The sequence below is a fragment of the Pantoea sp. Taur genome, assembly GCF_009830025.1.
Lineage (GTDB): Bacteria > Pseudomonadota > Gammaproteobacteria > Enterobacterales > Enterobacteriaceae > Pantoea > Pantoea communis.
In genome coordinates, this window is sequence record NZ_SZZZ01000006.1 from 123,339 (window position 1) to 149,871 (window position 26,533).

A 26,533-nucleotide genomic window follows, 5' to 3' on the forward strand; every position below is an offset into this window, starting at 1 on the left:
TGAGGCTAAAAGTTAAAAGTCCGCAAATTCAGCAATGTGCTTACCGGTTCGCTGTTCGAGGAAGTCGAGCAGGCGGCGCGGCGTGACATTTAACACGCGATCCTCGGGAAAATCCACTTCACGCGTAATGCGGATGCAGTGTTCGAAATGACCGAGGGTAAAGGCGGTGTGCGAATCCGACCCAAACGCCAGACGCCCGCCGGCATCACGCACCGCTTCAGCAATGGCGCGACAGTTGGGTTCGCTACCCGGACGTGAGTGAGTAAAGGAAGAGTTGTTGATCTCCAGCGCCACATCATAATGCGCGGCCGCTTCGGCAATGGCGCGGATATCCACCGGGAATTTCGGGTTGCCCGGATGCGAAATAATATGCACCAGTCCACCGGCCATCGCGGCAATCATCGCTTCCGTGTGATGCGCTTTATCACGCGGTGCATACACCGGCTCATGGAAACCGGCCACAATCAGATCCAGCGCATCCAGCATCGGGCCGCTGCAGTCAATTTCACCCTGCTGATTTTTGATGTTGGCTTCAATACCACGCAAAACGCCTACGCCATCAATCACGCGTGGCCAGATACGCATATTAACGAAGTGCCAGTAGTGCGGCGCATCCGCCATATCCGGGCCGTGATCGGTGATGGCAAACAGCTTCAGGCCATTCTGCTTCGCCTGCACCACATAGTCATGCAGTGTGCTGTATGCGTGGGTACTGGCAACGGTGTGCATATGCAAATCGACGGGATACATCCTCTTCTCCTGACTCAATGTGAATTAATAACCGCGCTGACGATCAACTAAACCACCCGGCTGATCCCCTTGCTCCAGAGCAAGTATGGCACCGGCAATGAAATCCATCGCCTCGCCGGGCAACGTGATAGCCGCAGTATGTGGCGTCAATGTGACATGTGGATGAGACCAGAGCGGGTGATCCGCCGGCAGTGGCTCGGTCTGGAACACGTCCAGCGCCGCGCCCGCCAGTTGACCGCTGTTCAATGCGGCCAGCAGATCGGCTTCCACCACGTGCGCGCCACGCGCCAGATTGAGGAAAAAGGCACCCTGCGGTAACACGCGCAGAAACTTTTCATCGATCAGGTTGGTGGTTTCCGGCGTGGTGGGCAACAGGTCGATCAGCACCTGAGTCCCATCGAGAAATGCATCCAGCTGATCGCGACCGTGGAAAGTTTGCACGCCTTCAATCTGCTTAGCCGAGCGGCTCCAGCAACGCAGCGGGAAACCCCACTGACGTAAACTTTCCAGCACGCTACTGCCCAACACGCCCGCACCGAGCACGCCGATGGTAAAGTCAGAGCGCTCCGCTGTGTCGAGTGGCTGCCAGTTTGCCTGTTGCTGCTGCTGACGATAGTCGGCAAAACGGCGGAACCAGCCTAGCACGCACCAGTTGGCGTATTCCTGCATCTGTCGCGCCATGCCGGTATCTTCGAGACGGAACAGCGGCACCTCATCGGCTAACATTTCCGGATGGGCGCGCAGTTGCTTAAGAATTTCGTCCACGCCCGCGCCCATGGCAAACACACCTTTCAATGGACGACCAGCCAGCATCTCGGTGGGTGGCGAACGCACGATGGCATAATCCGCCGGATCCGTGTCGCCTGGCTGCCAGTAGCGCACGTTGGCTTGCGGTAAACGCTGACGTAGTCCCGCTAGCCAGCGATCGGGGGCTTGCGACGGGTGATACCAGATGATCTCCATACAGCTCTCCTTTTTTTCCTTCAGCCTCAGGCAAATAGCGCTTCAGGGCAAGCAAAAACCTTAAGGTTAATGCAATTTCTTGCGTGATTAATTCCCGCGGCTTCACATTTCCATGGCTTGAGGCGGCTAAGCGGCACGTTAGCGACTAAAGTTGTTCGGGTGGTCAATGTGTTAGCGCACCACCTTTTCGGACAAGGAGAAAAACCGATGATAAAAAATGTCAAATTCACCCCCGCGCCACTGACGTTCTTACTGAGCGCGGCGCTGCTGACCAGCGCCTCTGTTGCGCAGGCGGAAGATACCAGCCGAATGCTAAGCAGCCAGCCACAGCCGCCCGATATCCGCCTGGGGCCTCTGTTTAATGCGGTACAGCAGGCAAAATTTTATCCGGATCAGAAAACCTTTGCCGATGCGGTTCCGAAGTACAATCCTTCCTCGATACTGGCGGACTGGCAGATGCAAAAGAGCCAGCGCAACTTCGACCTCAAGCATTTCGTGGACGCTAATTTCACCCTGCCTAAAGAGCAGGACAAATACGTGCCGCCTGCAGGACAAAGCCTGCGTGAACATATCAACGGCCTGTGGCCGGTGCTGACACGATCGACACCGACCGCCAGCCAGTATGATTCCCTGTTGCCACTGCCGAAACCCTATGTGGTGCCGGGCGGCCGCTTCCGCGAAGTCTATTACTGGGACAGCTACTTCACCATGCTGGGTCTCGCCGAGAGCGGGCACTGGGATCGCGTGCAGGATATGGTGGATAACTTCGCCACTGAACTGGATAGATACGGCCACATCCCCAACGGCAACCGCAGTTATTACCTCAGCCGCTCGCAGCCACCATTCTTTAGCCTGATGGTGGATCTGCTGGCGACGCATAAAGGTGATGATGTCTATCGCCAGTATTTGCCGCAGTTGCAGAAAGAGTATGACTACTGGATGGCAGACAGCGATAAGGTCGCTGCCGGTCAGGCCAGTAAGCGCGTGATCAAACTCGGCGACGGCACTCTGCTTAACCGCTACTGGGATGACCGCGATGCGCCGCGCACCGAATCCTGGCTCGACGATGTGAACACCGCCAACAAGGCGCCGGATCGCAATAAACAGCAGGTGTATCGCGATCTGCGTGCCGGTGCGGCCTCGGGTTGGGACTTCAGCTCTCGCTGGTTTACCGATGCCCACAATCTGGCCTCGATCCGCACCACCCAACTGGCACCGGTCGATCTCAATAGCCTGATGTTCCATCTGGAGCAGGTATTGTCCAAAGCCTCGAAACTGGCGAATCAGGATGACAAAGCCAAACAGTTCGCGGCAGATGCTGAGAAACGTCAGGCAGCGATTAATCGTTATCTGTGGAATGAGAAACAGGGCTGGTATGCCGACTATGACTGGCAGAAAAAACACATTCATCCGCAGCTGACCGCCGCTACCTTGTTCCCACTCTATATGCAGGTGGCGAGCGAGAAACAGGCGGACCGCACTGCCAAAGCGGTGGAGAAACAGCTGTTGAAACCTGGCGGTTTGGTGACCACCACCGTGAACAATGGTCAGCAATGGGATGCACCAAATGGCTGGGCGCCTCTGCAATGGGTGGCGGTGGAAGGTCTGGAACATTACAAGCAACCCAAGCTGGCACAGGAAATTGGTCAGCGCTTCCTGCAGAACGTGCAGGCCACTTACGACAAAGAGCACAAGCTGGTTGAGAAGTATGTGGTGGAAGGCGCGCAACTGGGCGGCGGTGGTGGCGGTGAATATCCGTTGCAGGACGGTTTCGGCTGGACCAACGGCGTGACGCTCAAACTACTTGATAAATACTGCCCGAAAGATCACACCTGTAATAACGCGAGCGATATCCCGAATATGCCCGCGCTGAGTGCGGGTAAATAACCCTCTCCCTCTACTTTAAAACCGCTGCTACTGCTTTGTTTGTCAAACGGTAGCAGCGCAATCGGTTCGCGCTGTTAAAGCTAAGGTGCTGAATGCCATCATCTCAGGCATACGATGCCAGCACTGAACACAGCGAAGTCATCACCTCAGGTTTACACACCCTCGCGCACCGCGACAGATGGTATGACTGCATCATGAAACCTTTTCTCACTTAAAGCCGCGCTCGCTACGCTACCCCTCCTGTTTATTTCCTCACAATCTCTTTCACTCACATTAACAACTTGAAACACACACCACTAAAAGATAATAATTCTCACTCTTAGTTTTAATCGTATTCTCAATTTTCGGCATTGCCGGTTGAGTGCTGCTTTTGTTCTGCTTCCCGTTAAAGGATTTCCGATGACGCTTTTTACCCTTAATCGTACCCGCGTGCTCTGTGCACTGGCTCTGGCCCTCCCTGCCGCAACCTTCGCAGAAGAGTCCATCGTCGTCACCGCGCAACCGCAGGAGAGCGCCAACTCACCGACACAAGGCTATCTCGCCACCCGCAGCAGCGGCGGCAGTAAAACCGATCAGCCGCTGATCACCACGCCGCAGTCCATCTCGGTGGTAACACGTCAGCAGATGGAGGATCAGGGTGCGCAGGATCTCAATCAGGTACTGAACTATACGCCGGGCGTATTCACCAACTTTGGCGGTGCCGCTACGCGTTATGACACCATCGCGCTACGTGGTTTTCATGGCGGCGATGTCGACAACACCTTCCTGGATGGCTTGCGCATCATGAGTGATGGCGGCAGCTTCAACATCTTGCAGGTAGATAACTGGTTCCTCGATCGCGTTGATGTGATCAAAGGCCCCTCCTCCGCACTTTACGGCCAGACCGTACCAGGCGGATTAGTCAATCAGGTGAGCAAGCGGCCGCAGTTTGCTGAAGAGGGCCATTTCCGCCTGTCGACCGGCACCAACGCCACCAACAGCGCCGCCTTTGACTACACCAATGCGATTAACGATCAGTGGGCTTTCCGTCTCACCGGCATCACGCGTAACAGCGATACGCAATACGATCACACCCGTGAAGAAAAATATGCGATTTCGCCACAGCTGCTATGGCAACCCAGCGAAGACACCAGTCTGGTGCTGCGAGCCTATCTGCAAAAAGATCCATCCGGCGGTTATCACGGTTCCGTGCCCGCTGAAGGCACGCTTTATAGCCATAATGGCCGCAAGCTGAGTGATGGATTCTATGAGGGCGACAGCGCGCTGGATCAGTTCAAGCGCCACGAGCAGATCTACAGCTACGACTTCTCGCACCGCTTCAATGAAGTGTGGTCTGTATACTCCACCGCCAGCTATAGCCACGCCAATGTCGATCTCGATCAGGTGTATCAGATTGGCTGGGATGCCGCTAACCCGGACCTGCTGACCCGCTACTACTCCGGTGAACGTTCCTCGCTCAGCGCATGGGCCAACGATAACCGTCTGCAGGCCGATTTTGCCACCGGCGCGCTGCAGCATCGGGTGATCCTCGGTGCCGAATACCACCGTTATAAGAATGATTTGAGTAAAGCCAGTGGCTATGCGAGTTCATTAAACCCCTGGACGGGCGAAGCGGTCGGCAGCATGCCGGATTACAGCTGGACCGAACAAACGCGTCGCTATTATCAGACCGGGCTCTACTTGCAGGATGAAATGCAGCTCGACCGCTGGCATCTGGATCTCTCTGGTCGTTACGATCGCATCGTCTCCAATAATGGCACCAGCCGTCGCCAGGATGACCACGTCAGCGGCCGTGCTGCGCTGCTGTATGCGTTCGACAGCGGTATTTCACCTTACGTCAGCTGGAGCCAGGCGATTACCCCGGCTTCTTTGACCGACCCAGACGGCAATCAGCTGAAGCCAACCACTTCCGAGCAGTACGAAGCTGGTGTGAAATACCAGCCGGTGGGCACGCGCGATATGTACTCCATCGCGCTGTACGATTTGACGCAGAACGACGTGGCGAACCGCAACGTGGTAGACAGCACCTACAGTCCTTCCGGTAAAGTGCATTCGCAGGGCATTGAGCTGGAAGCCCGCAACCAGCTGACGCCGCGACTCAGCACCATCGCCGGTTACACGCTGAACCATCTGCGTTTCAAAGATTCCGTTGACGGGAATGATGGCCATACGCCTTACGTCACGCCGAACAGCATGGCGTCATTCTGGGGTCACTATCAGTTTGATTACGGCTTGAGCGCCGGTGCGGGTGTGCGTTATATCGGTAAACAGTGGGCTGATAATGAAAACACCACACGTTTGCCGTCAGTGACGTTGTTGGATGCATCAGTCCGTGCCGACCTGAGTGCGTGGAATTCACAGTTGAAAGGGGCATGGCTGCAGATCAATGCCAATAACCTGACCGACAAAAAGTATCTCGCCGCCTGTTATGGCACCGGGTATTGCTATCGCGGCGCAGAGCGAACCATTACCGCCACCGTGGGCTACGACTTCTAACTGCCAAAAAAAATCCGCATCCCGGCGGGATGCGGATTTCATTAAATCAGGGGGTACTGCTAGGTGCGCACTTTACGGTAGATCCACAGCACCACGATGGCACCAATCACCGCCACCACGAAGCTGCCAAAGTTGAAACCGTCAACTTTACCGAAGCCAAACAGGGTACTGATCCAGCCGCCAACTACCGCGCCGACGATCCCTAAAACCACAGTGATGATGAATCCACCGCCATCTTTACCTGGCATGATCCATTTAGCGATGATCCCGGCAATCAAACCAAAAATAATCCATGAAATGATACCCATTTACTGCTCCTTACGTTATGAATCAAGGTGTTCACTGCGATTAGTATAGTCGGATATTTTTAATCTGCTTGATGAACATCACAGTAGATAGAGAGTTAGCAGGCTAAAGCTTTTTGCCACCCTGTCGATAATAATGCGATAGCCGTGTCACCCGTGATAATAACAATCGGATAAGTGGAGCAGGATGTGAAAGAAGCCGATAACGAACAATATCTCAAACGAGGCACCCTTGCTGTTTTAAACGTAATGAAGGATTTGTTGCGTTTCCAGACCCCTTTAATGGTGAGTTTTTCGCGCGGTCAATTTATCAGTCGCATGCTGGATGCCGACGAGGATCGCGTGATCTTCGATCTCGGCAGCAATGCACTGGACAACGATTTAGCGCTGCAGGGCGGCGAAGTGAATATCGCGGCAGAAACGCAGGGGGCAAAAGTCGAGTTTGGCTTGATCAAACTGGAGCGCACCGAGTTCGAAGGCTTACCGGCTTTCACTGCCCCACTGCCTGAACTGCTGTGGCAGATCCAGCGTCGTGAGTTTTTCCGTGTTTCCGCCCCGATGGAGCCAGTGTTTTACTGCCATACGCAGTGGCCGGATGGCAGTAAGGCGCGTTTTCGTTTGCAGGATCTCTCTCTCGGCGGTGCAGGAGTATTGCTGGACGAAAGCTTGCCAGAGGGTCTGAACCGCGGTGACACCTTTAAAAATCTGCGCGTGGAGTTGGGCGAATACGGTCATTTTGAGGTCACGGCACAGCTGCTGAATATTGGCGAGCGCAGCACCGTCACCAGCAAGAATGAAACCCGCACAACCCCTCGTCTCAGCTTCCGCTTTACCGCCATTGAGCCGGTGCAGGAACGCCAGCTACAGCAGGTGATCTTTGCCCTGGAGCGTCTGGCGCGCGACAAAGCGAATCGCTTCCAGTAATTGGGTAACATGCGGGGACCAGAGCGAACCCCGCAGATTTCTCTACGACACGATTTATCACGCCTGGGCAAGCGCGGTGTGACTCGCCCTCGCGCCATACGTTGTCATTGAGACGATAAAGATTAATGGTGCGGTTGATAACGACAACGCGCCACCGCTTCCAGCCAGCCGCGATAATTCTCCTGCATAATGGTCGCGCGATCGCTGCGCGGCTCAATCACGCTGCCCCCCTGCAACGCCTGCATATCACTGCCCTGCTGCCACCAGCCTAATGAACGCCCCGCCAGCAGCGCGGCACCCAGGGCGGAGACTTCAGCGGTAGGGGCACGTTTCAGCGGCCGCTGCAACACGTCTGCCTGTAACTGCATCAGCCAACTGTTTTCGGTTGCCGTGCCATCCACACAGAGCGCGGGTAACTGCACACCACTGGCCTGCTCCATAGCGAAGAACACATCGGCAATCTGGAAGGTGATCGATTCCAGCGCCACGCGCGCCAGCACCTCTGGCGTGGCGGCATCGGTAAGGCCACATACCATGCCGCGCGCCTTCAAATCCCACCAGGGCGCGCCCAGGCCTGACAATGCAGGCACGAAATAGATGCCCTGATTATGCTCGCTGCGCTGCGCCATCGCCGTCAGTTCACGCGGATCGCTGATGCCCAGCATGCGTCCCAGCCAGGCCGCGCCCGAACCGGTATGGGTAATATTGCCCTCGAAAGCAAAACGCAGCGTGCCATCATGCCACGCCACCGTGGTGCTGAGGCCGTTCTCGGTCAGCAAAGGGGTGGCCATCGACATCATCAGTGATGAACCGGTGCCGTAAGTGGCTTTCACCACCTCTTCGCCCGCACTGCGTTGCGCCTGTAATGCCGCATGAGAATCGCCAATGCGCGACAAAATGGGCGTACCCGCTTTCAGTCCGGCGATGTCCTGTACCGTGACAACACCCTGCGCACTGGCGGAGGGCACAATATGTGGCAGCGCCGCGCGCGGGATATGGAACAGCGCTAGTAGCTCGTCATCCCAGTCGCCGCTGTGCAAATTGTAGAGTTGGGTGCGGGCCGCATTCGCGTGATCGGTGACAAAACTTTCGCCGCCGCTCAGTTGCCAGCTGAGCCAGCTATCCACCGTGCCGATGCAGAGTTCACCGGCCTGCGCACGCGCCAGTCCATCCGGAATCGCCGCCAGCATCCCGGTGAGTTTGCCCGCCGGAAACATCGGGTCCACCGCCAAACCAGTTAAGCCGGTGATGCGTGGCGCTTTGCCCGCCATGCGTAAATCGCGACAAAAGGCTTCCGAACGGCGATCCTGCCAGCTCACCAATGGCGTCAGCGGCTGACCGTCGCGGCGCTGCCAGATCAGCACCGACTCGCGCTGGTTGCTGATCGCGACGGCAGCCACCTCTGCCCCGCCACACTGCGCCAGACAGCTTTCAATCGCCTGTTTCACCGCCCGCCAGATCGCCAGCGGATGCTGTTCGGCCAATCCGGGCTGGGGATGGGCTAGCGTCAGAGGCTGGCTGCCGCGCGCCACCACGTTGCCTGCGCGGTCCACCGCTATGGCTTTCGCGTTGGTGGTACCTTCATCAATTGCCAGTATTAATGGACCCGCCATGTTTACGCTCCTGCACACATGCGCACTGCACTCTTCACCACGCTGGCGGCGTCAATACCATGATGCGCGCGCGTGGAGGCACGATCGCCAGCAATCGCGTATTGCCCATCGGGGATGCCCAGACGTAACAGCGGAATTCCGCAGCCGCCTTCAGCCAGCACTTCGGCCACCAGGCTGCCGACGCCGCCGTTGACGTTGTGTTCTTCTACGGTGATCACCGCCGGATAATGCTTTAACAGCTCTTGCAGCCGTTGGGTATCACAGGGACGAATTGATGGAATGGCGATCACACCTGCGCTGATTCCCTGTTCATGTAATTGCTCAGCCGCGCTCACCACCTCATGCACGGTGGAACCCATTGCCACCAGCACGATGTCGTTGCCTTCACGCAACACGTCGATCTGGCCGGGACGGAACTGGTAGTTTTCATCGTGCAGCTGAGGCAGATCTTTGCCATCCAGACGGATGTAAACCGGCCCCACATGCGCAAGGGCATAATCGATGATCTGGCGGCACTCCAGCGGGCAGGATGGCGCGTAAATCTCGATATTGCCGAAGCCACGCATCACCGCAATATCATCAATGCTGTGGTGGGTGCTGGCCAGCGGGCCGTAACTGGCACCGGCATTCAGGCCAAACAGTTTGACGTTGGTATTGTTGTAACAGACGTCCACTTTTACCTGCTCGTTGGCGCGCGAAATCAGGAACGGAGCTGCATTACAGGTCACCGCCACTTTTCCACCGATTGCCAGACCGGCCGCCGTGCCCACCAGAGTTTGTTCCGCAATGCCGACGTTCACCAACCGATCGGGAAACGCCTTAATGAAAGGCGATATTTTTGCCGTTGAGGTGGAATCTGCCACCACCGGCACCAGATCCACACCGCGATTAACCGCGTCAATAAAGGCTTCCACCATCACCGTGGCCAGGTGTTTTGCATTACTCATCTTTTAATTCCTCCAGTGCCAGTTCGATCTCTTCCCCTTTCGGCACACGGTGATGCCACTCTGGTTTGCCCTGAATAAAGGAGATGCCAAAGCCTTTCTCGGTATGCGCCACAATCACCTGCGGTTTGCCGTTACGTGGCAGGTTTTCAATGGTTTCCACCACGGAAGCCATGTCATTACCGTTGCATTCAGTGACCTCCAGACCGAAGGCTCGCCATTTATCCGGCAGCGGATCGGTGTTCATAATGTCGCGCGTGTGCCCTGCCAGCTGCAGTTTGTTCTTGTCGTTGATGATCACCAGGTTATCGAGGTTGTAGTGCGCCGCCACCAGCGCGGCCTCCCAGTTACTGCCCTCGGCCAGTTCACCGTCGCCGGTGACCACGAAGATGCGGCGGTCGCTGTTGTCTTTTTTCGCCGCCAGCGCAATACCCACCGCCACCGGTAAGCCGTGACCCAAAGCACCAGTGTTGAGTTCCACGCCCGGCGTTTTCTGCCGCACCGGATGACCCGGCAGATGCGAATCCGAATGCTGATAAGTCGGCAGCCACTCTGTTGGGAAGTAGCCCGCCTCTGCCAGCACACAGTAATAGCCGCCGACCGCATGCCCTTTCGACTGGATGTAAATGTCCCGCTGCGGATCGTTAGTGCGATCCGGTGCGCAATTCAGGATGCGGAAATAGAGTGCCGTCAGGATTTCGACCTGAGAGAGATCGGCACCGGTATGTCCACCCGCCGGACTACCGGCATTGAGCTGGATGATGCGGCGACGCACAGCGCGCGCTTTCGCTGCCAGGTCCGCCACCGAATATTTGAAAGGATTCATAGACACCTCTGCATTTTAAAGCGTTATTGAATATATATTCATTGCGTACAAAAAAAGGGGCGCAGACAATTTCTGCCGGCACCCAACCGATTAACCTTTGGCCTCACCTTCCTGAATCAATGCCTTCTGCGCCACCACGGCGGCCTTTTGCTGCATGCGGCTCTGCATCTGATCGATGATCACCGCCACGATAATCACGATGCCTTTGATCACCATTTGCCAGAACTCGCTGACGCCCATCATGATTAGGCCATCCGCGAGGAAACCGATAACAAATGCTCCCACCAGCGTGCCGAGAATGGTGCCGCGCCCGCCAGCCAGTGACGTACCACCCAGCACGACCGCCGCAATCGCATTCATCTCGAATGAGGTGCCGTTCGCCGGATGGCTGGCTACCAGTTGCGAGGAGACCACAATGCCGGCAATCGCCGCACAGAAACCTGAAATGGTGTAAACCCAGATTTTCACCGACTTCACTTTGACGCCAGAGAGTTCCGCTGCACGCTCGTTATCACCAATCGCATACACCTGACGGCCAAACGGCAGGCGACGTGCTACATAGGCAATCACCAGCGCCAGCACCACCATCATCCAGATCGCCCACGGTAAGCCGAGAAAATACCCCGCACCGATTTTGTCGAAACCGGTGTTACCCAGCAGCGGATTGCCCTGCAAGCCGGGGAAGGTTTCGCCGCCAGAGGTCAGCATCGCCGCCCCGCGCAGGATGTACATGGTGCCCAGCGTGCAGATAAACGGGGCCACGTTGTATTTGGTGATGATCCAGCCATTCACCGCGCCAATCAGTCCACCCACCACTAACACCACGGGCACAATCACCCAAACGCTGGGAAAGATGGCGATGCCAAACATCGGCAACACAATGCCTTTGGTAATCAACCAGCCGGCAATCATGCCGCACAGGCCCAGCGTAGCGCCGATGGAGAGATCAATACCCGCCGTGATAATCACAAAGGTGATGCCGAGCGCCAGAAACGCATTGATGGCGATGTGTTTGACCATGATCACCATGCTGCCCACGGCGAGGAAATCCGGCACGGTGATGGCAAAGAAGCCGACGATGAGGAACAACGCGATAAAGGTGCGCAGTTTTAACAGCAGCAGAATCATGCCTTCACGCGAGTTGAAAACCTTACCTGGCGAAGCGAGCGCCATTGCGCCATTGTTTTTCATGCTCAGAACCCCTGTGCACTTGCTTTAACCAGCGCCGCCTCTTCCGCTTCCGCGCGCGGCAGGTCAGCTGTCAACTTGCCGCCAGACATCACAAGAATGCGATCGGCGACGGCCATAATTTCTTTTAAATCGGAGGTGGAGAACACCACGGCAATGCCCTGCTCTGACAGTTTCACCATCATGCGAAACACTTCCGCTTTGGCACCCACATCAATGCCCCGGCTCGGCTCATCCAGCAGCAGTAAACGTGGATTGGTGAGCAATGAACGGCCAATCACCACTTTCTGCTGGTTGCCGCCACTCAGCGCACTGATCGCCACGTCGGGTGACGAGATTTTGATGGCCAGATTGCCTACCGTACTGTTTACCGCTTCGCGTTCAGCTTGTTCGGCGATCACGGTGCGATGCGATAAACGTCGCCACAGGCTGGCAATGGTGAGATTGCTGGCCACAGAGGAGACCGGGAAAATACCGGCCCGTTTGCGATCTTCCGGCACCAGGCTCATGCCCATACGAATACGTTCGGCCGTTGGCAAGCGTGTGGGTAACGGTTTGCTGTCCAGCCACAGTTTGCCGAGATAGTTGCGCTGGCTGCCGAGCAGGCACTCAAACAACTCGGTGCGCCCCGCGCCCATCAGGCCATAAATGCCGACAATCTCCCCGGCGCGCACATTGAAACTGACATCGTCCACCAGCGTATTGCCATGGGCACTGACGCAGGTGATGTGCTCGGCTTCCAGCACCGCCGCCCCGAACTGACGATTAGGCGGCAGAAAGTTACTCACCGGTTCGCTGCCGAGCATTTCACGCACGATCCACGGCACATCGATGTCGCTGACCTTCGCTTCCGCCTGAAAGCGACCGTCGCGCAGGATGGTGATCACATCGCCAATCGCCATCAGCTCTTCCAGCCGATGTGAGATATAAATGATGGAAACCCCCTGCCGCGTCAGTTCGCGGATCACCCGGAACAGGATCTCCACTTCGGTTTTGCTCAACGCCGAGGTCGGCTCATCCAGAATTAAGATGTCGGCGTTTTCTGCCAGCGCTTTGGCAATTTCCACCAACTGCTGCTGACCCACTTTCAGGTTGCCGACCATCTCGTCCGGTGAAATTGGCTGGTCGAGACGTTGCAATAACGCAGCCGTGCGTCGCTTCTGTTCTGCTTCGTTAATCGGGCTGATTCCGCGCTGGATTTCCCGTCCCAGAAAGATGTTCTCCGCCACGCTGAGGTTTTCGAACAGGTTGAGTTCCTGATGCACCATGCCGATACCGTGGCGGGCGGCGTCTCGCGTACTGCTCAACACCACTTTTTCGCCGTTAAGGAACATTTCGCCGCTAGTGGGCTGCTGCACCCCGGCGAGGATCTTCATCAGCGTGGATTTACCTGCCCCATTTTCACCGATGATGACGTTCACTTTGCCGCGCCACACGCGATAATCGACACGATCCAGCGCCAGGGTGCCCGGAAACAACATCGACATCTGTTTGGCCTGCAGGATGATTTCATCGCTCATCATGGATTCCCTTGCTGCAACTGAATCGCCACCACGTCATTCACCTGATTCGGCTCCATACTGACGGCTAACAGCGCCTGCACCGGTTTGCCGACCCAACTGGCATCCACCGGCGGTAGCTGCTGGACGGCATGGCGGTTCAACGCTTTAGTCAGCTGTGCGTATTGCACCTGATTGGTGAACTCTTCAAAGCGATAGCCCGCCGCATCACGAATTGCATTACTGCGCAGTACCGGCCCAATCAACACCTTGACCGGTTTGCCATTGATGGTGACAGTCAGGCTGCGTTCGCGTTCGTTGCTGTTATCAAAGGCGGTGACGGTTCCTCCGGCACGCACAAACACGCTTTCGCTGCCACCCGCCTTGACGGTATGACTTTTGGTTTCCATATCCGCCCAGCTCAGCGCCTGCTTCTCAGCCGGTTGCTGCACCCGGCTGGCCCAGCTCGATTCGGCGATCTGCTGTGGCGTCTGGTTGCTGTAGCCGGGTTTGGCATTCGGATCTTTCGGCATGATGGGATTGCCGTTTGCATCGAGATCCACCACGGTGCAGGCGGTCAATATCAGCGATAAGAGCCCAACCATCAGCCCGGTTGCTGCTTTTCCCTTCATGCCGACCTCCGTCTTATTTCGCCAGGTTGAAGTTTTTCAGCTTCGCGGCGTTACTGTCGTCGATCAGCACGCAATCCATCAGCTGCTTCTCTTCTTTTTGCGCTTTGCCGTTTTTCAGGTAGTAATCCACCTGCTCAACCGCCATTTGTGCCTGATCCCAGCCTGGTTGCAGCACCGTGGCTTTGATGTTGCCTTTATTGATGATGGAATCGCGCGTGTAGTCGCTGCCGTCAAAGCCCACCACAATTACGTTGGTTTTACCGGCGGCTTTCAGCGCGGCTTCTGCCCCCAGCGCCATGGTGTCATTCCCGGAAATCACCCCGACAATGTTGGGATTTTTCTGCAGAATGGTTTCCATGCGGCTAAAGGCTTCGGTCTGGCTCCAGTTGGCACTCTGCTGCGCCACCATCTTCATATCGGGATAGTCATCCAGCACGTCGTGATAGCCCTGTGAGCGCACGCCCGCGTTGGTATCCGACTCTTTGCCCAGCAGCTCAACGTAGTCGCCTTTGCCGTTCAGCAACTTAGCGAACTTCTCTGCGCCCAGCTGCGCGCCCTGATAGTTGTTAGAGACAATCTGCGCCACGGCGACGCCGGTTTTGTTGATCTCGCGGTCAATCAGGAAGGTGGGGATTCCGGCATCTTTGGCTTTTTGTACCGGCCCGACGGTGGCGTCTGCGCCGGCATTATCGAGAATGATCGCTTTGGCCTTACGCGCAATGGCGGTTTCGATCAGCTGGTTTTGCTTATTCACGTCATCATCGTGCGAGGCCACCAGCGTGGTGTAACCGAGCGCTTTGGCTTTCTCTTGCGCGCCATCGGCTTCAGCTTTAAAGAACGGGTTATCGTGAGAAGGCGTGATGATAGCAATCAAGCCCTTTTCTGCCGCCAGCGTTGCCGCTGAAGCTAACATCAGTGAAGCCAGTAGGGTCATTTTGAGGACAGAAGCTTTCATTGTTTTTTCTCCGCTTGAATATATATTCAATTGCGATTTTATATGCATAATGACTATGCGCTGGCTTCCTGGACTCGTCCATCGCGCGATCCTGAAAAAGCGAAAACGATCACAAAATGTTCTGCGTTGTTATTTATGACAGCCTGATTAACAATACCAGGCAGGTTAAGAGAGAGAAAAAACCATGGCAAAACAGGACGAACAGCGGCTGATGGTAAAAATCGCCACGCTTTATTATGTGGAAGGCATGAAGCAGTCCGATATTGCGCAACTGCTGAAGCTGTCGCAATCCTTTGTGTCACGCATCCTCAATCGCAGCGTGAAAGAAGGCGTAGTGAAAATCAGCGTGGTGCCACCCGCCAATGTCTATCCCGAACTGGAGAAGGCGATTGAGCAGCAGTATCAGCTGCCACAGGTGATTGTGGTCGATGTGCCGGATCAGGCTTCCGCGCTGCAAATTAAACAGGCGATTGGCTCAGCAGCGGCGCACTATCTGGAAACCCGCCTGCGCGCCGATGAACTGATCGGCATTTCATCATGGAGTGGCACCATTCGCGCGATGGTGGACGCGTTGCATCCGCTGAGTGCGCCCTGCAAAGGCGTGATCCAGCTGCTTGGTGGGGTGGGTGCGAACGGCAACGTGCAGGCCACCATCCTGACGCAGAATCTTGCGGCGCTGCTGGATTGTCCGGCCTGGTTGCTGCCGTCGCAGTCGATTGAGCATTCAGTGCAGGATCGTCAACGCTTATCAGTAAACCCAGACGTGGCCGTGGTGCTGGAAAAGTTTGATCAAGTGGATCTGGCGATTGTCGGCATTGGCGATCTTGAGCCTTCCGCGCTGCTACGCAATTCCGGCAACTACTATGACGGCGAGATGCTGCGCACGCTGGCCGAGCGCGGTGCGGTGGGCGATATCTGTTTGCATTATTTTGATGCTGACGGAAAACCGGTGTTGAACGCCGAGGAAGATCCGGTGATTGGCATGGAGCTGGCGCAGGTTAAACAGTGTGCGCAAGTGGTAGCACTGGCGGGCGGCAAAGAGAAAGCCCAGGCGATTCGCGGAGCGTTGCGCGGTGGATATGTGAAAGTGCTGATTGTGGATTATCCCACCGCACGATTGCTGATGGAATGACCGATTTAACCGGGCACTTTAAGGCGCGGCCCTGACGAGCCGCGCTTCGCAAAGCCGACTTATCCGATGGTTCGGTAGGCCGTTGTGACCTTCCACAGATAACGTGGTGCCTGTGCCGCCGGATGTTTATCCTGCACATGCTGATAGAATTCGTCCGGCGTCATCGAGTTGATCATCGCAATCGCCCGATCGCGATTCCGTGAGAAGGTGCGCAGCAACGCACCAGCACCGTTGGCGTAAGAAACGATGGTGGCATAACGCAGCGTGAGTGGATTTCGAATACCGGCCAACTCAGAATCCTGCAGCAGCTTGAGATATGCCGCACCGATATCGATATTTCTCGCTGGATCGCGCAATTCCGAAGACGTCGGCTGACCGTGACGTCCCTGAGTGCGATACACCGCACGCCCCGCCGTTGAGGCTTTAATCTGCATCAACCCTACCGCGTTTGAACGGCTGGTAACGGTGGGATTGCCCCCGGATTCGACACTAATAATGGCGCTGATTAACTTCTCATCAACGCCATAATGACTGGCGGCATCTTCGGTAAACATTGACCATGCATCATTCACTTTCGACGGTGGTGCCTGGGTTAATGGCGTATTTTTCTCTGGCACGACCGTTTTTTCTGGCTCACTGGCACAGCCCGCGAGCAACAGCGCAGATAGCATAAGTAGTCGAATTTTCACTGATTTTTGGTTCCGCAATAGAGTTGGCGCAAGCTATCATATCTGGCGCAGCGCAATGCAAAATTACCGTTTATCCTAAATACGTAAAAAACCTTGTGCTGCCGTGACATCGGTAACGGATTTCGCCATCATCGGCAGGCCACTTTAAATCAGGATGAACGCTATGCTTTCCCCCCGATCTATTCGTCTGATCGCCCCCTCCGGCTATTGCCATAATCAGGATGCGGCCCAACGTGCAGTGAGTCGTTTACAGGCTCAGGGACATCAGTTGGACAACTTATCAGCGATTACACGCCGCTTCCAGCGTTTTGCGGGCGAAGACGGGGAACGGTTGAATGATGTGAACCAGCTGGCAACACTGAGCACGCTGCCCGATATTGTGCTGGCGGTGCGCGGTGGGTACGGTGCCTCGCGTTTGCTGGATCAGATTGATTATGTCGGTCTGCAGCGCCGTCTGCTCAATCAACCTATCGCGCTTTGTGGACACAGTGATTTCACCGCGATTCAACTGGCGTTACTGGCGCAAACCGGGCTGGTGACCTTCAGCGGCCCGATGCTGGCCGGCAACTTCGGCGCAGAGGCATTATCCGAATTTACCCTGTCACACTTTTGGCAGGCGCTCTCTTCTCCTACAGTCAATATAGGCTGGCAGACCCACAGCCCGGATGCGGGACGCTGGCAAGGGACCTTGTGGGGTGGCAATCTGGCGATGATCTGCTCACTGATCGGCACACCCTGGATGCCACAAATTGAAAACGGCATTTTGGTGATCGAGGATGTGAATGAGCATCCTTTCCGCATAGAGCGTATGCTGATTCAACTGCAACAGAGCGGCATTCTGGTGCGCCAGCGGGCGATCATCACCGGCAGTTTCACCAGCACGTCACTGTCGGCTTATGACAATGGTTTCGATTTTGCCAGCGTATGGCAACGCATCCGCGATGAATATCAGCTACCGGTGATCAGCGAACTGGCGTTTGGCCACGATGCCGACACCGTCACGCTGCCGCTGGGTGCCAGCGCCACCTTACAGCTTGAACAGGGCGAAGCACAGCTTGCCTTCACCGGCCACCCGACATTGCGCTAACGTTTTGCCGCAGGAGACCGACATTGAAGCCACTGTACGAAGATTTGTGGATCTCCACCCCGGAATTTCCCGCCGAAGAGACGGCGCAAGATTTAATGATGCATGGCTTTATGCTGCGCCATCCGCGCGGCAATCTGGTCATCGGCCGTGTCGAACATCCGCTCGATCATGAGTTTCTCAATGATGCGGGCGGGGTGATTCGCCACTACCTCACCCACTGGCATGAAGCCGCGCCCGGCGCCGTGGCGATACAGCAGCGTTTTAACAGTGCGCTCTACTGTCACAGCCGTTCACTGGGGCCGGTCAGTCTGATTGTCGAACCTGATGAGACCTTCATTCAGCAGGAAAGCCACTTTGGTGATTTCCATCTGCTGCCCACACCCGGCCACACACCCGGCAGCTGCAGTTACCTTTATCACTCCCCGCTGGGCCAGACCTATCTGTTTGTTGGCGATACCTTAACCTGTGACTACAACCGCTGGATCAGCGTGTTGGTACCGGAGAGTAATCCGCTGGAGTTACAGCAATCACTGGAGCTGTACCGCGAGCTGCGCCCGGATGTCGTGCTAATGAGTACCACGCGTGGTCACTTATCATGGGCCAAAGTTGATTTGCAGAGTTGGCTGGCGGCGATTGATGAGGCAGAGCAATCGCCGCTGGATTTACGCCAGCAGCCACTGATCTAGCTACAGCGATTTACTGAGGTAATGACGCTGATGCAGACGCGGATAATTATCGAGGCTAAAGCGTAAGGTGTAGCCCATCTTTTCATAGAACGGGCGCGCCTGGAAACTGGCCGTATCAACCTGCGCATAAAGGCAACCACGGGCGCGGGCTTCTGTTTCGGCGGCCTGAATCAACTGTGTACCAGCGCCCTGCCCACGTAACGCATCGCCGACCCATAGCAGGTCGATGCGCAGCCAGTTACCAAAGGTGGAACCGGTCAACCCGGCCAGCTTGCGGCCAGAAGCATCCTTAATGAAGACGCCAATCGCCTGCATCTCACTGGGATCGATAAAGCGGCTGTTATATTCGGTGAGGCCGAGACGAACATCATCCAGATCCTCTGCGGTAACGGTGTCGGTTACGCTTAATTGCATCGTCTTCTCCTTTGACAGGCAACTATGAATTGGGGCGCTGGCTATCGTCGTATCGTTCCAGCGAAAGAATTTCCGCATCGCGTTTTTCGGTGCGATTGCAGGGGATGAGTTTATCGCTATCGGCATAGACAAAGAACGTATCGTCATTGTTTTTGTTCACAATCAGCTGATCGCCATTACGAAAACGCGTAATCGCCACTTTATCCCCGCCTTGCAAACGCGTGCGCTGTTGCCCTGCTGCAATTTGAAAATGACGTGTTGGCCACATCAGCGTACTTAAACCGTATTCCGCACGCGATACCGTCATGGTCGGGCGCCCCGGACAGGTAATTTGAAATTCGGTTTCGCTCCAGGCCGGCGCGATATGGCACGCCATTAAGCCAACGGCAATAGCTATCGCCTTCATTGGATCTCCGCTGAGGTTAGATGATGATTTCGTTGGGTTTTATGCAGAGAAGCGTAACACAGAAAAAAGCGATAAAACGAATAATGGCCCGTTGAGTACGGGCCTGCAAGGATAGAAGGGTAAAGGAAACGTTAGTTAACCGAGTTCATATCTTTGATTTGATTACGGTTTATCTGCTGTTCTTTACCATCAATATCTTTGTAAGTAATCATGCCGGTATCTTCATCCACTTTAGGTTTACCCTGCACCACAATGGTCTGCCCATCGGTGGTGTGCATGACGTGATCGGATGCGCAGCCCGCCAGCAGTAGGCCGAGGCTAAAAGTACCGATTAAAAGCAATGTCTTTTTCATCTCATCCTCCTTTTGGATTCATTGTCAGGTTTAGCACAGCGCGCAGTAATGTGAACCAGGAGAAAGATTAATCTGTGCAGAACAATCGCTGCGCATCAGCCGATATCGACTGAGCAGCAGCTATATTGCATGGATTTCCATCGCAAACGGATGGGGAAGGAATGACCGAAAGGGATTACTCTGCTGCAACCTGTGCGGCGACTAACATTAACGCCAGGCCCGCATCTTCCGGATCGAAGCCTTGCATCACTTCTTGTATGGCCGCTACACAGTTCATTACCTGCTTTTTTTTGTCGGCTTCTAATTTATCAATCGCGTGCTGAAGAATCATTAAACTGGCTTCTTCTTCTTTCATAGATTTGCCCTTGTTTTGCTTACCTGATGCGCAACGCTGGCAAGAATAACGTTTATCTGCTACCAAAGTCACCCCTTTACATTCTTACCGCTTAACGATTAAGCAAATGACAAATGGGAAGCGGTGCCAGACCTGCTATGATCAGCATATCAGTGGGCATTGACGGGCCACTGCAAACAAGGAATCGAACCAGGACAGGATCATGTTGCGAATCACGGTAGTACTCACCCTTTTATTATTGGCTGGTTGCAGCTCCACGCCCAAAGGTGTCGACTGCCCGGGCGAAGTCGCGACCATTTATGGACAATCAATGGGGCAAACGCAGGGGCGCATTTTCGATTTGGTGAATGCCTTTACGGTCACGCGTGATGGCGTGGCGGTGAAAAGTGGCACATTGCACTCCAGCGATCGTTTCCAGTATGTCCCTTCTGCCGTGACGCCTGAGGGCTTCACCGCTCAGCGGCTGTCAGATAAGCAATTCCGTCTGATCAACCCTTATCAGAACACCATGATTACCTGGACGTGCCCTTAAACGTGCTTAGCCGGGAAAGATGGTTTATTGTCAGGCTTCCTCACGCTGCGGACCTGTACTATGGAAAAGAGTCTGGACAATAACGGCTACATCGATTTCCCCTTCCCCGCTTCCACCAACGCGGATGGTTCGGTGAATCCTTGTGGATTTGACCTCACGCTGGAGACCGATCGCATCGACGAAATCTCAGCGGGTAAACATTCCGAAAATTTACGGCGTTTACTGGAAGAGGTGAATTTGCAGGAGGGGGTATTTATGACCTTAGCCTGTGACTGGCAGCAGCGTGATGACGGCGTGTGCGGATTTATCGATGTGGCATTACGCCCGGCGCTATCGAGTGGCAGCAGTGAGGAGACGCAAAGTCTGGATCAGGCATTTGAACTCTATCTGAGCCGACAAGAGAAGCAGCACAACATGCAGAGCGGCACCCTGGTCAATTACGCCCGCGCCGTGCTGGATTGGGGCTGGTCACCTTTGCATCAGCGTCATATGCGCTATGAGAAAGTCACCGTTCGCTATTATTGTCAGCAAGCCGACGATGCCGAGTGGTGTTTCGATCATCTACGCCATTTTTTAGTGACCTGGTATCCGGCTTATCGCGGAAATCCCTAAGGGCGCCTCGTGACACCCTTAGGGATTAGGGTTTGACCAGACGAATCGCATGCTCCAGCATCCGCTGTTCGTCGCGTTCATCATGCGCGCGATGGTGGCGGGTTCGCTGCAATAAATCGGTGATTTCAGCGCGTTTGGTTTCGTGGCCACATTCGGATAGGACAATCACCGCGTCGCCAATGACCCGACACACTTCATCGTAATCGTCTTCACTTAATACATCACGTTTCATCTCTCCTCCTGGTGTGACACGGCCTGATTTCCGCAAATCAAAAGGCCTGCTACTTCGTTTAAGCCTGGACAGAGTTCAACAATCCTGCAAACCACTGTTACAACCTCGTTGGCCTGCGGGTTGCTGGTCTGAAAATCTGTGACTACGCTGAATCGTAATATTCACAACCAGCAGGGAGTCATCATGACTGATAAAGCGGAAGCAAAATTGAATGAAGCAGCGGGCGCAGTTGAAGAAAAAATCGGGGAATGGACCGGCTCTCGCAAACATCAGGCTAAAGGTGCCGCGCGTCGTTATCCCGCGCAAGCCAGTTATGCTGTGCAGGATGCAGCAGATTGCGTGGTCAAATCGGTACGTGATAATCCGGCAACTGGCCTGGCGGTAGCGGCCAGCCTCGGCATTATTGTCGGTTTCCTGCTGGGCAGGAAATAAGCGGCGATGGGGGGCCTTCATGGCCCCAACGCTTATTGATGATGACCGGCCTCATCCAACCTTTCCTGAATATGTTCATCCGGCGTCTCTGCCACATCAGCCGTGCTGTTATTCACATCCAGATGACGCCCCTGGTGCACAGTGATATTCACTGGCACGTCAGGTAATTGCGCACAGCTGCCAAATGACACCAGTAAAAAGAACCACGCCGCTAATGACGTCTTTGCCATCTTCTCTTCCACCCACACTGTTTTGAGTCGGGCCAGATTGCCTGACAGAGTGCAAATTAGCGTCAGTGCTGCGCAAAGCTGTGTGGGGAGATGTGAGCAATCAGGCTTGCGAACGGCGTGCTTTGAAGCGCGCCACCATGGTCATCAATGCCTGATAAATCAATCCAGCGTACAAGCTTTTCACCACCACCATACTGATGGCCTCACCCTGCGCCTGCCACGAAGTGAACCACATGAAAATGCCCCACAGCAGCGAAAACAGCAACCAGCCCTTAACGAATTTGATGACACCTTGCATACCACCTCCAGAATCTGAAGCGCAGAACATAGCGGGTTTTGCCGGAAAAGGCACGACGAGGGGTTCATGGATGCTATCTGTTTCAAAGTTTTGCGAAATGTATTGTCAGGCGCGAACCGCCGTTAAGAAATTGCGCACTTGTCGCATACAGTATGATCACAGTTTGTGATTGAATCCCCGCCATCGTTGTCAGGCATGTTGTGAATATGAATTATTTAAGCGATATCCAGAAATTTATTGAGAGTAACACCCTGCTATCCACCACTTTTAGCTTGCTGCTGCTGGTGATTGCGGGGATGGTGACGCATCTGATCTGCAAATTCTTTGTGGTGAAGGTGGTGCGCAAGGTCTTCTTCAGCACACACAAAAAACAGGTTCCACTTGATAAAGATGTGCGGCTATCTGAAAAGCTCTCAAACTTTATTCCGGTGATCACGGTCTATTACCTGCTGCAGTTTATGCCAGATCTGCCCGAGCATCTGCTGATTGCTATTAAGACTATCTGCGGCATTTTGTTCTTTGTTTATCTGTCGCTGTTCTTCACAGAAGTGCTGGAGATTGTTAACAACTCCTACTCCCGCAAATCAAAGCGTAAGAATCACTCGATCAAGGGCTATATTCAGGTCGGCAAGATCCTGGTGCACATTATTTCGGCGATCATGATTCTGGCCATTATGTCGAATAAATCGCCAGTGATTATTATCTCGAGTTTGGGTGCGGTTGCTGCGGTATTAATGTTGGTGTTCCAGCACACCTTAATGTCGCTGGTGGCGAATATTCAGGTGTCATCCAACGATGTGCTGCAACTTGGTGACTGGATTGAGATGCCGGATAAAGGCATTAGCGGCGAAGTGATTGATATTGCACTGCACACTATTACGCTGCGTAACTGGGATAACACTTTGTCGCGCATCCCGACGAAAAACTTCCTCACCGAAACCTATACCAACTGGCAGGCGATGTTCTCCTCCGGCGCGCGCCGTATTATGCGTAGCTTCCACCTCGACCAAATGTCGATTCGCTTTCTCGATCACGAACTCATTCAGCAGATGAGCCAGATTCGCGGTGTTAACGAACAGCTGTCAGCGTTAATGGATGGCCGTGACAGCAATGCAGTGGGCGATCGTTGGTTTGCTGACAACGGCATGACCAACTTGACGGTGTTCCGCAAATATCTCACCGCGTGGCTGTCGCAGCGCGATGATATTAAGCAGGATATGTATATCGTGGTGCGCACCATGAAACCCTCGCCGGAAGGTTTGCCGGTAGAAGTCTATTGCTTCACCTCGTCGATATTTTGGGTCGAGTATGAGAATTCGCAGTCAGCGATCTTCGAATATATCTATGCGATTGTCGGCCAGTTTGGGCTGCGCATGTATCAGCATCCGGGCGGCAATGATTTCTGGCGCTTGTCGCAGCAGCATGCGTCATCCGCCAAATCTGTTGAACAGCAGGCCGATTAACTTAGCGCATAAAAAAACGGGAGCCATGGGCTCCCGTCTCAATTTCTGGCTGGCAGAAATTACATATTCGCGATGATCGCGTCACCAAACTCTGAGCATTTCAGCAGTTTAGCGCCATCCATCAGACGCTCGAAGTCATAGGTCACGGTCTTAGCAGCGATAGCGCCTTCCATGCCTTTAACAATCAGGTCTGCGGCTTCGAACCACTCCATATGACGCAGCATCATTTCTGCGGACAGGATAACGGAACCTGGGTTCACTTTATCCTGACCAGCGTACTTAGGTGCAGTACCGTGGGTTGCTTCGAACAGTGCGCACTCGTCACCGATGTTCGCGCCAGGTGCGATACCGATACCACCAACCTGTGCCGCCAGGGCATCAGAGATGTAGTCACCGTTCAGGTTCATACAGGCGATAACGTCGTATTCTGCTGGACGCAACAGGATCTGCTGCAGGAAGGCGTCAGCGATCACGTCTTTAACGATGATCTCTTTGCCAGTGTTTGGATTCTTGAACTTCATCCATGGACCGCCATCGATCAGCTCGCCGCCGAACTCTTCTTTCACCAACTGGTAGCCCCAGTCTTTGAATGAGCCTTCGGTGAACTTCATGATGTTGCCTTTGTGAACCAGGGTCAGAGAATCACGATCGTTGGTGATGGTGTACTCAACCGCTGCGCGTACCAGACGCTTGGTGCCCGCTTCAGAGCATGGCTTCACGCCGATACCACACTGCTCAGGGAAGCGAATTTTCTTCACGCCCATCTCTTCGCGCAGGAACTTGATCACTTTGTCCGCTTCTGGCGTGCCCGCTTTCCACTCGATACCCGCATAGATATCTTCTGAGTTCTCACGGAAGATCACCATGTCGGTATCTTCTGGGCGTTTAACCGGGCTTGGAGTGCCGGTGTAGTAGCGAACCGGACGCAGACACACGTACAGATCCAGCTCCTGACGCAGCGCCACGTTCAGAGAACGAATACCGCCGCCAACTGGCGTAGTCAGAGGGCCTTTGATGGCAACGCGGTACTCTTTGATTAAATCGAGGGTTTCTTGCGGCAGCCAGACGTCCTGGCCGTAAAGTTCTACTGATTTCTCACCAGTATAAATTTCCATCCAGGAAATTTTGCGCTCGCCGTTGTAGGCTTTCTTCACAGCGGCATCAACCACTTTCAGCATAACAGGGGAAACATCAACGCCGATGCCATCACCTTCGATGTAAGGAATGACTGGGTTATTCGGAACAGTGAGTTTGCCCTGAACCAGGGTGATTTTTTGACCTTCCGCCGGAACAACTACTTTGCTTTCCATCAACCTCTCCTTCGAGCGATTTTTTGTTAATGATTTGTAAGATGCGGGTCAATACTACTTGAATATTTCCGCTACGCCAATCACCGCAGTTTCGCGTTATAATGCGCCGATTGTTTCTGACTGCAAAGCCCATGCGAAAAACTTCTCAACGAATTCACCAGGATAAGCGTCCAAACACCGCAGCACGCCAGCCCGTGCGCCGTGACACACGTCCAAAAGGACCGCGACGCGTCATACTCTTTAACAAACCTTTCGATGTTTTACCGCAGTTCAGTGATGAAGCGGGACGCCGCACGCTCAAGGATTTCGTGCCGGTTAGCGACGTTTATGCCGCCGGACGCCTCGATCGCGACAGCGAAGGTTTGATGATTCTGACCAACGATGGCGCGCTTCAGGCGCAACTTACGCAGCCCGGAAAGCGCACCGGAAAAATCTATTATGTGCAGATTGAAGGTGCACCACAGGAATCAGATTTATCCCTATTACGCAACGGCGTTACCCTCAATGATGGACCCACGTTGCCTGCTGGCGTGGAATTAGTCACTGAACCAGAGTGGCTCTGGCCGCGCCAGCCGCCGATCCGCGAGCGTAAAGCGATCCCGACCAGTTGGTTGAAAATCACCCTGTACGAGGGACGTAACCGTCAGGTGCGGCGCATGACGGCGCATATTGGTTTTCCCACCTTACGCCTGATTCGCTTTGCCATGGGCAAATATCAACTGAACGATTTAGCCCTGGGAGAGTGGCGCGATGTCAGTGCCAACGTTTAGATCACGACTTTTCAATAACTTTTAGTTAACAAATTCGGAGGAAGGATGTTTAAACCTCATGTAACCGTAGCCTGCATTGTGCAGGCACAAGGCGAATTGCTGGTGGTCGAGGAGCGTGTTCATGGCCGTATAACCTGGAATCAGCCAGCGGGCCATCTCGAAGCTGATGAAACGTTGCTCGAAGCCGCACAGCGTGAGTTATTTGAAGAGACGGGCATAGACGCTAAACCTGAGTATTTCCTCGGTGTGCAGCAGTGGATCGCGCCTGACGATACACCTTTTGTGCGTTTCCTGTTTGGCCTCGATCTGCCAGAAAAATGCGAGACCTCCCCGCACGATCGCGACATCGATTGCTGCTGGTGGCTGCCGCCAGAGCAGATTCTCACTGCGAATCGCCTGCGTTCACCGCTGGTCGCCGAGAGTGTTCGATTGTGGCAACAAGGCGCGCGTTATCCGCTGCAACTGGTGGCGCCGTTCCAATGGCCGTTTCACGAAGGTGCGCGCCCGGCTTCGGCATGATAGAATGCGCCGCCTGTTTTTATCGTAATTA

31 protein-coding genes are annotated in these 26,533 nt (G+C 54.6%); 12 read left to right on the forward strand and 19 right to left on the reverse strand.

The annotated features are described in order from the left end of the window. Nucleotides 1-12: 12 nt before the first annotated feature. Entirely contained in the window at nt 13-750 is a 738-nt protein-coding gene (locus FD744_RS10745; RefSeq protein WP_034821944.1) for a phosphatase, read from the reverse strand. Nucleotides 751-774: 24 nt separating this feature from the next. After that, a complete protein-coding gene (ghrA, locus tag FD744_RS10750) occupies nt 775-1,713 on the reverse strand; it encodes a glyoxylate/hydroxypyruvate reductase GhrA (protein ID WP_160868206.1) in 939 nt (312 codons plus the stop codon). 207 nt (nt 1,714-1,920) lie between these two features. Between ghrA and treA the strand changes: the two genes are divergently transcribed. Further along, a complete protein-coding gene (gene treA / locus FD744_RS10755; protein ID WP_160868207.1) occupies nt 1,921-3,600 on the forward strand; it encodes an alpha,alpha-trehalase TreA in 1,680 nt (559 codons plus the stop codon). A 399-nt stretch (nt 3,601-3,999) separates the two neighbouring features. After that, the gene (locus tag FD744_RS10760) at nt 4,000-6,096 is read left to right on the forward strand and encodes a TonB-dependent siderophore receptor (RefSeq protein ID WP_160868208.1); all 2,097 of its coding nucleotides are present in this window, start codon (nt 4,000-4,002) and stop codon (nt 6,094-6,096) included. A gap of 59 nt (nt 6,097-6,155) precedes the next feature. Here FD744_RS10760 and FD744_RS10765 read toward each other — a convergent pair whose 3' ends face one another. Beyond that, on the reverse strand, nt 6,156-6,404 hold the full coding sequence (locus FD744_RS10765) for a GlsB/YeaQ/YmgE family stress response membrane protein (protein WP_160868209.1): 249 nt from the start codon (nt 6,402-6,404) through the stop codon (nt 6,156-6,158). Between the two features lie 186 nt (nt 6,405-6,590). On the opposite strand from FD744_RS10765, the gene FD744_RS10770 reads away from it, so the two are divergent. Further along, the gene (locus tag FD744_RS10770) at nt 6,591-7,325 is read left to right on the forward strand and encodes a flagellar brake protein (protein WP_058959680.1); all 735 of its coding nucleotides are present in this window, start codon (nt 6,591-6,593) and stop codon (nt 7,323-7,325) included. Nucleotides 7,326-7,447: 122 nt separating this feature from the next. Here the strand turns inward: FD744_RS10770 and FD744_RS10775 are convergent, their stop codons facing one another. The 7 genes from FD744_RS10775 to FD744_RS10805 form a co-directional block, all read right to left on the reverse strand. After that, a complete protein-coding gene (locus tag FD744_RS10775) occupies nt 7,448-8,938 on the reverse strand; it encodes an FGGY family carbohydrate kinase (RefSeq protein WP_160868210.1) in 1,491 nt (496 codons plus the stop codon). Between the two features lie 2 nt (nt 8,939-8,940). Further along, nucleotides 8,941-9,885 (reverse strand): transketolase family protein, encoded by a 945-nt coding sequence (locus FD744_RS10780; RefSeq protein ID WP_160868211.1) that lies wholly within the window; start codon nt 9,883-9,885, stop codon nt 8,941-8,943. Further along, nucleotides 9,878-10,708: a transketolase gene (locus FD744_RS10785; protein WP_034821964.1), complete on the reverse strand. Its 831-nt coding sequence runs from the start codon at nt 10,706-10,708 to the stop codon at nt 9,878-9,880. Before FD744_RS10785 ends, FD744_RS10780 begins: the two co-directional genes overlap by 8 nt. A 90-nt stretch (nt 10,709-10,798) precedes the next feature. Further along, complete coding sequence (locus tag FD744_RS10790; protein WP_034821966.1) at nt 10,799-11,899, reverse strand: ABC transporter permease; 1,101 nt, start codon at nt 11,897-11,899, stop codon at nt 10,799-10,801. A 2-nt stretch (nt 11,900-11,901) separates the two neighbouring features. Further along, nucleotides 11,902-13,416, reverse strand: a complete 1,515-nt coding sequence (locus tag FD744_RS10795) for a sugar ABC transporter ATP-binding protein (protein WP_097119204.1) — start codon at nt 13,414-13,416, stop codon at nt 11,902-11,904. Further along, entirely contained in the window at nt 13,416-14,027 is a 612-nt protein-coding gene (locus FD744_RS10800; protein ID WP_160832510.1) for a DUF2291 family protein, read from the reverse strand. Before FD744_RS10800 ends, FD744_RS10795 begins: the two co-directional genes overlap by 1 nt. Nucleotides 14,028-14,040: 13 nt before the next feature. Continuing rightward, on the reverse strand, nt 14,041-14,982 hold the full coding sequence (locus FD744_RS10805) for a D-ribose ABC transporter substrate-binding protein (protein WP_034821972.1): 942 nt from the start codon (nt 14,980-14,982) through the stop codon (nt 14,041-14,043). A gap of 184 nt (nt 14,983-15,166) precedes the next feature. Here FD744_RS10805 and FD744_RS10810 point away from each other — a divergent pair, with 184 nt between their 5' ends. Further along, nucleotides 15,167-16,114 carry a sugar-binding transcriptional regulator gene (locus FD744_RS10810; RefSeq protein WP_034821975.1) on the forward strand — a complete coding sequence of 316 codons (948 nt, stop codon included), beginning with the start codon at nt 15,167-15,169 and terminating at the stop codon, nt 16,112-16,114. A gap of 59 nt (nt 16,115-16,173) precedes the next feature. On the opposite strand, the gene emtA is transcribed toward FD744_RS10810, so the two are convergent. After that, the gene (gene emtA / locus FD744_RS10815; protein ID WP_075564066.1) at nt 16,174-16,803 is read right to left on the reverse strand and encodes a membrane-bound lytic murein transglycosylase EmtA; all 630 of its coding nucleotides are present in this window, start codon (nt 16,801-16,803) and stop codon (nt 16,174-16,176) included. A 163-nt stretch (nt 16,804-16,966) separates the two neighbouring features. On the opposite strand from emtA, the gene ldcA reads away from it, so the two are divergent. After that, nucleotides 16,967-17,890, forward strand: a complete 924-nt coding sequence (gene ldcA / locus FD744_RS10820; RefSeq protein ID WP_160868212.1) for a muramoyltetrapeptide carboxypeptidase — start codon at nt 16,967-16,969, stop codon at nt 17,888-17,890. Between the two features lie 23 nt (nt 17,891-17,913). Then, complete coding sequence (locus tag FD744_RS10825) at nt 17,914-18,576, forward strand: MBL fold metallo-hydrolase (protein ID WP_160868213.1); 663 nt, start codon at nt 17,914-17,916, stop codon at nt 18,574-18,576. Here FD744_RS10825 and FD744_RS10830 read toward each other — a convergent pair whose 3' ends face one another. From FD744_RS10830 to FD744_RS10845, 4 genes are all read right to left on the reverse strand, one after another. Beyond that, nucleotides 18,577-18,990: an N-acetyltransferase gene (locus FD744_RS10830; RefSeq protein ID WP_038647520.1), complete on the reverse strand. Its 414-nt coding sequence runs from the start codon at nt 18,988-18,990 to the stop codon at nt 18,577-18,579. It abuts the gene before it with no gap. Between the two features lie 22 nt (nt 18,991-19,012). Further along, nucleotides 19,013-19,396 (reverse strand): hypothetical protein, encoded by a 384-nt coding sequence (locus FD744_RS10835; RefSeq protein ID WP_034821987.1) that lies wholly within the window; start codon nt 19,394-19,396, stop codon nt 19,013-19,015. A 131-nt stretch (nt 19,397-19,527) separates the two neighbouring features. Then, nucleotides 19,528-19,749, reverse strand: a complete 222-nt coding sequence (locus tag FD744_RS10840) for a YgdI/YgdR family lipoprotein (RefSeq protein WP_058962298.1) — start codon at nt 19,747-19,749, stop codon at nt 19,528-19,530. A gap of 175 nt (nt 19,750-19,924) precedes the next feature. Further along, the gene (locus FD744_RS10845) at nt 19,925-20,104 is read right to left on the reverse strand and encodes a hypothetical protein (protein WP_034821992.1); all 180 of its coding nucleotides are present in this window, start codon (nt 20,102-20,104) and stop codon (nt 19,925-19,927) included. Between the two features lie 202 nt (nt 20,105-20,306). Here FD744_RS10845 and FD744_RS10850 point away from each other — a divergent pair, with 202 nt between their 5' ends. Both FD744_RS10850 and FD744_RS10855 read left to right on the forward strand, forming a co-directional pair. After that, a complete protein-coding gene (locus tag FD744_RS10850; protein ID WP_160868214.1) occupies nt 20,307-20,636 on the forward strand; it encodes a hypothetical protein in 330 nt (109 codons plus the stop codon). A gap of 60 nt (nt 20,637-20,696) precedes the next feature. Continuing rightward, nucleotides 20,697-21,248 (forward strand): hypothetical protein, encoded by a 552-nt coding sequence (locus FD744_RS10855; protein ID WP_160868215.1) that lies wholly within the window; start codon nt 20,697-20,699, stop codon nt 21,246-21,248. Nucleotides 21,249-21,273: 25 nt separating this feature from the next. Here FD744_RS10855 and FD744_RS10860 read toward each other — a convergent pair whose 3' ends face one another. Continuing rightward, on the reverse strand, nt 21,274-21,480 hold the full coding sequence (locus FD744_RS10860; RefSeq protein ID WP_034822002.1) for a DUF2767 family protein: 207 nt from the start codon (nt 21,478-21,480) through the stop codon (nt 21,274-21,276). A 183-nt stretch (nt 21,481-21,663) separates the two neighbouring features. On the opposite strand from FD744_RS10860, the gene FD744_RS10865 reads away from it, so the two are divergent. After that, complete coding sequence (locus FD744_RS10865; protein ID WP_160868216.1) at nt 21,664-21,912, forward strand: CsbD family protein; 249 nt, start codon at nt 21,664-21,666, stop codon at nt 21,910-21,912. A gap of 32 nt (nt 21,913-21,944) precedes the next feature. Here the strand turns inward: FD744_RS10865 and FD744_RS10870 are convergent, their stop codons facing one another. After that, on the reverse strand, nt 21,945-22,142 hold the full coding sequence (locus FD744_RS10870) for a hypothetical protein (protein ID WP_038647530.1): 198 nt from the start codon (nt 22,140-22,142) through the stop codon (nt 21,945-21,947). A gap of 100 nt (nt 22,143-22,242) precedes the next feature. Then, a complete protein-coding gene (locus tag FD744_RS10875) occupies nt 22,243-22,440 on the reverse strand; it encodes a DUF6404 family protein (RefSeq protein WP_034822012.1) in 198 nt (65 codons plus the stop codon). Between the two features lie 206 nt (nt 22,441-22,646). On the opposite strand from FD744_RS10875, the gene FD744_RS10880 reads away from it, so the two are divergent. Next, on the forward strand, nt 22,647-23,903 hold the full coding sequence (locus FD744_RS10880; RefSeq protein ID WP_045813885.1) for a mechanosensitive ion channel family protein: 1,257 nt from the start codon (nt 22,647-22,649) through the stop codon (nt 23,901-23,903). A gap of 59 nt (nt 23,904-23,962) precedes the next feature. Here the strand turns inward: FD744_RS10880 and icd are convergent, their stop codons facing one another. Further along, the gene (gene icd, locus FD744_RS10885) at nt 23,963-25,213 is read right to left on the reverse strand and encodes an NADP-dependent isocitrate dehydrogenase (protein ID WP_034822019.1); all 1,251 of its coding nucleotides are present in this window, start codon (nt 25,211-25,213) and stop codon (nt 23,963-23,965) included. Nucleotides 25,214-25,344: 131 nt separating this feature from the next. Here icd and rluE point away from each other — a divergent pair, with 131 nt between their 5' ends. Beyond that, on the forward strand, nt 25,345-25,983 hold the full coding sequence (gene rluE / locus FD744_RS10890) for a 23S rRNA pseudouridine(2457) synthase RluE (RefSeq protein WP_236699797.1): 639 nt from the start codon (nt 25,345-25,347) through the stop codon (nt 25,981-25,983). 45 nt (nt 25,984-26,028) lie between these two features. Beyond that, nucleotides 26,029-26,502, forward strand: coding sequence for an NUDIX domain-containing protein (locus FD744_RS10895; RefSeq protein WP_038647540.1), 474 nt, complete (start codon nt 26,029-26,031; stop codon nt 26,500-26,502). Nucleotides 26,503-26,533 lie beyond the last annotated feature (31 nt).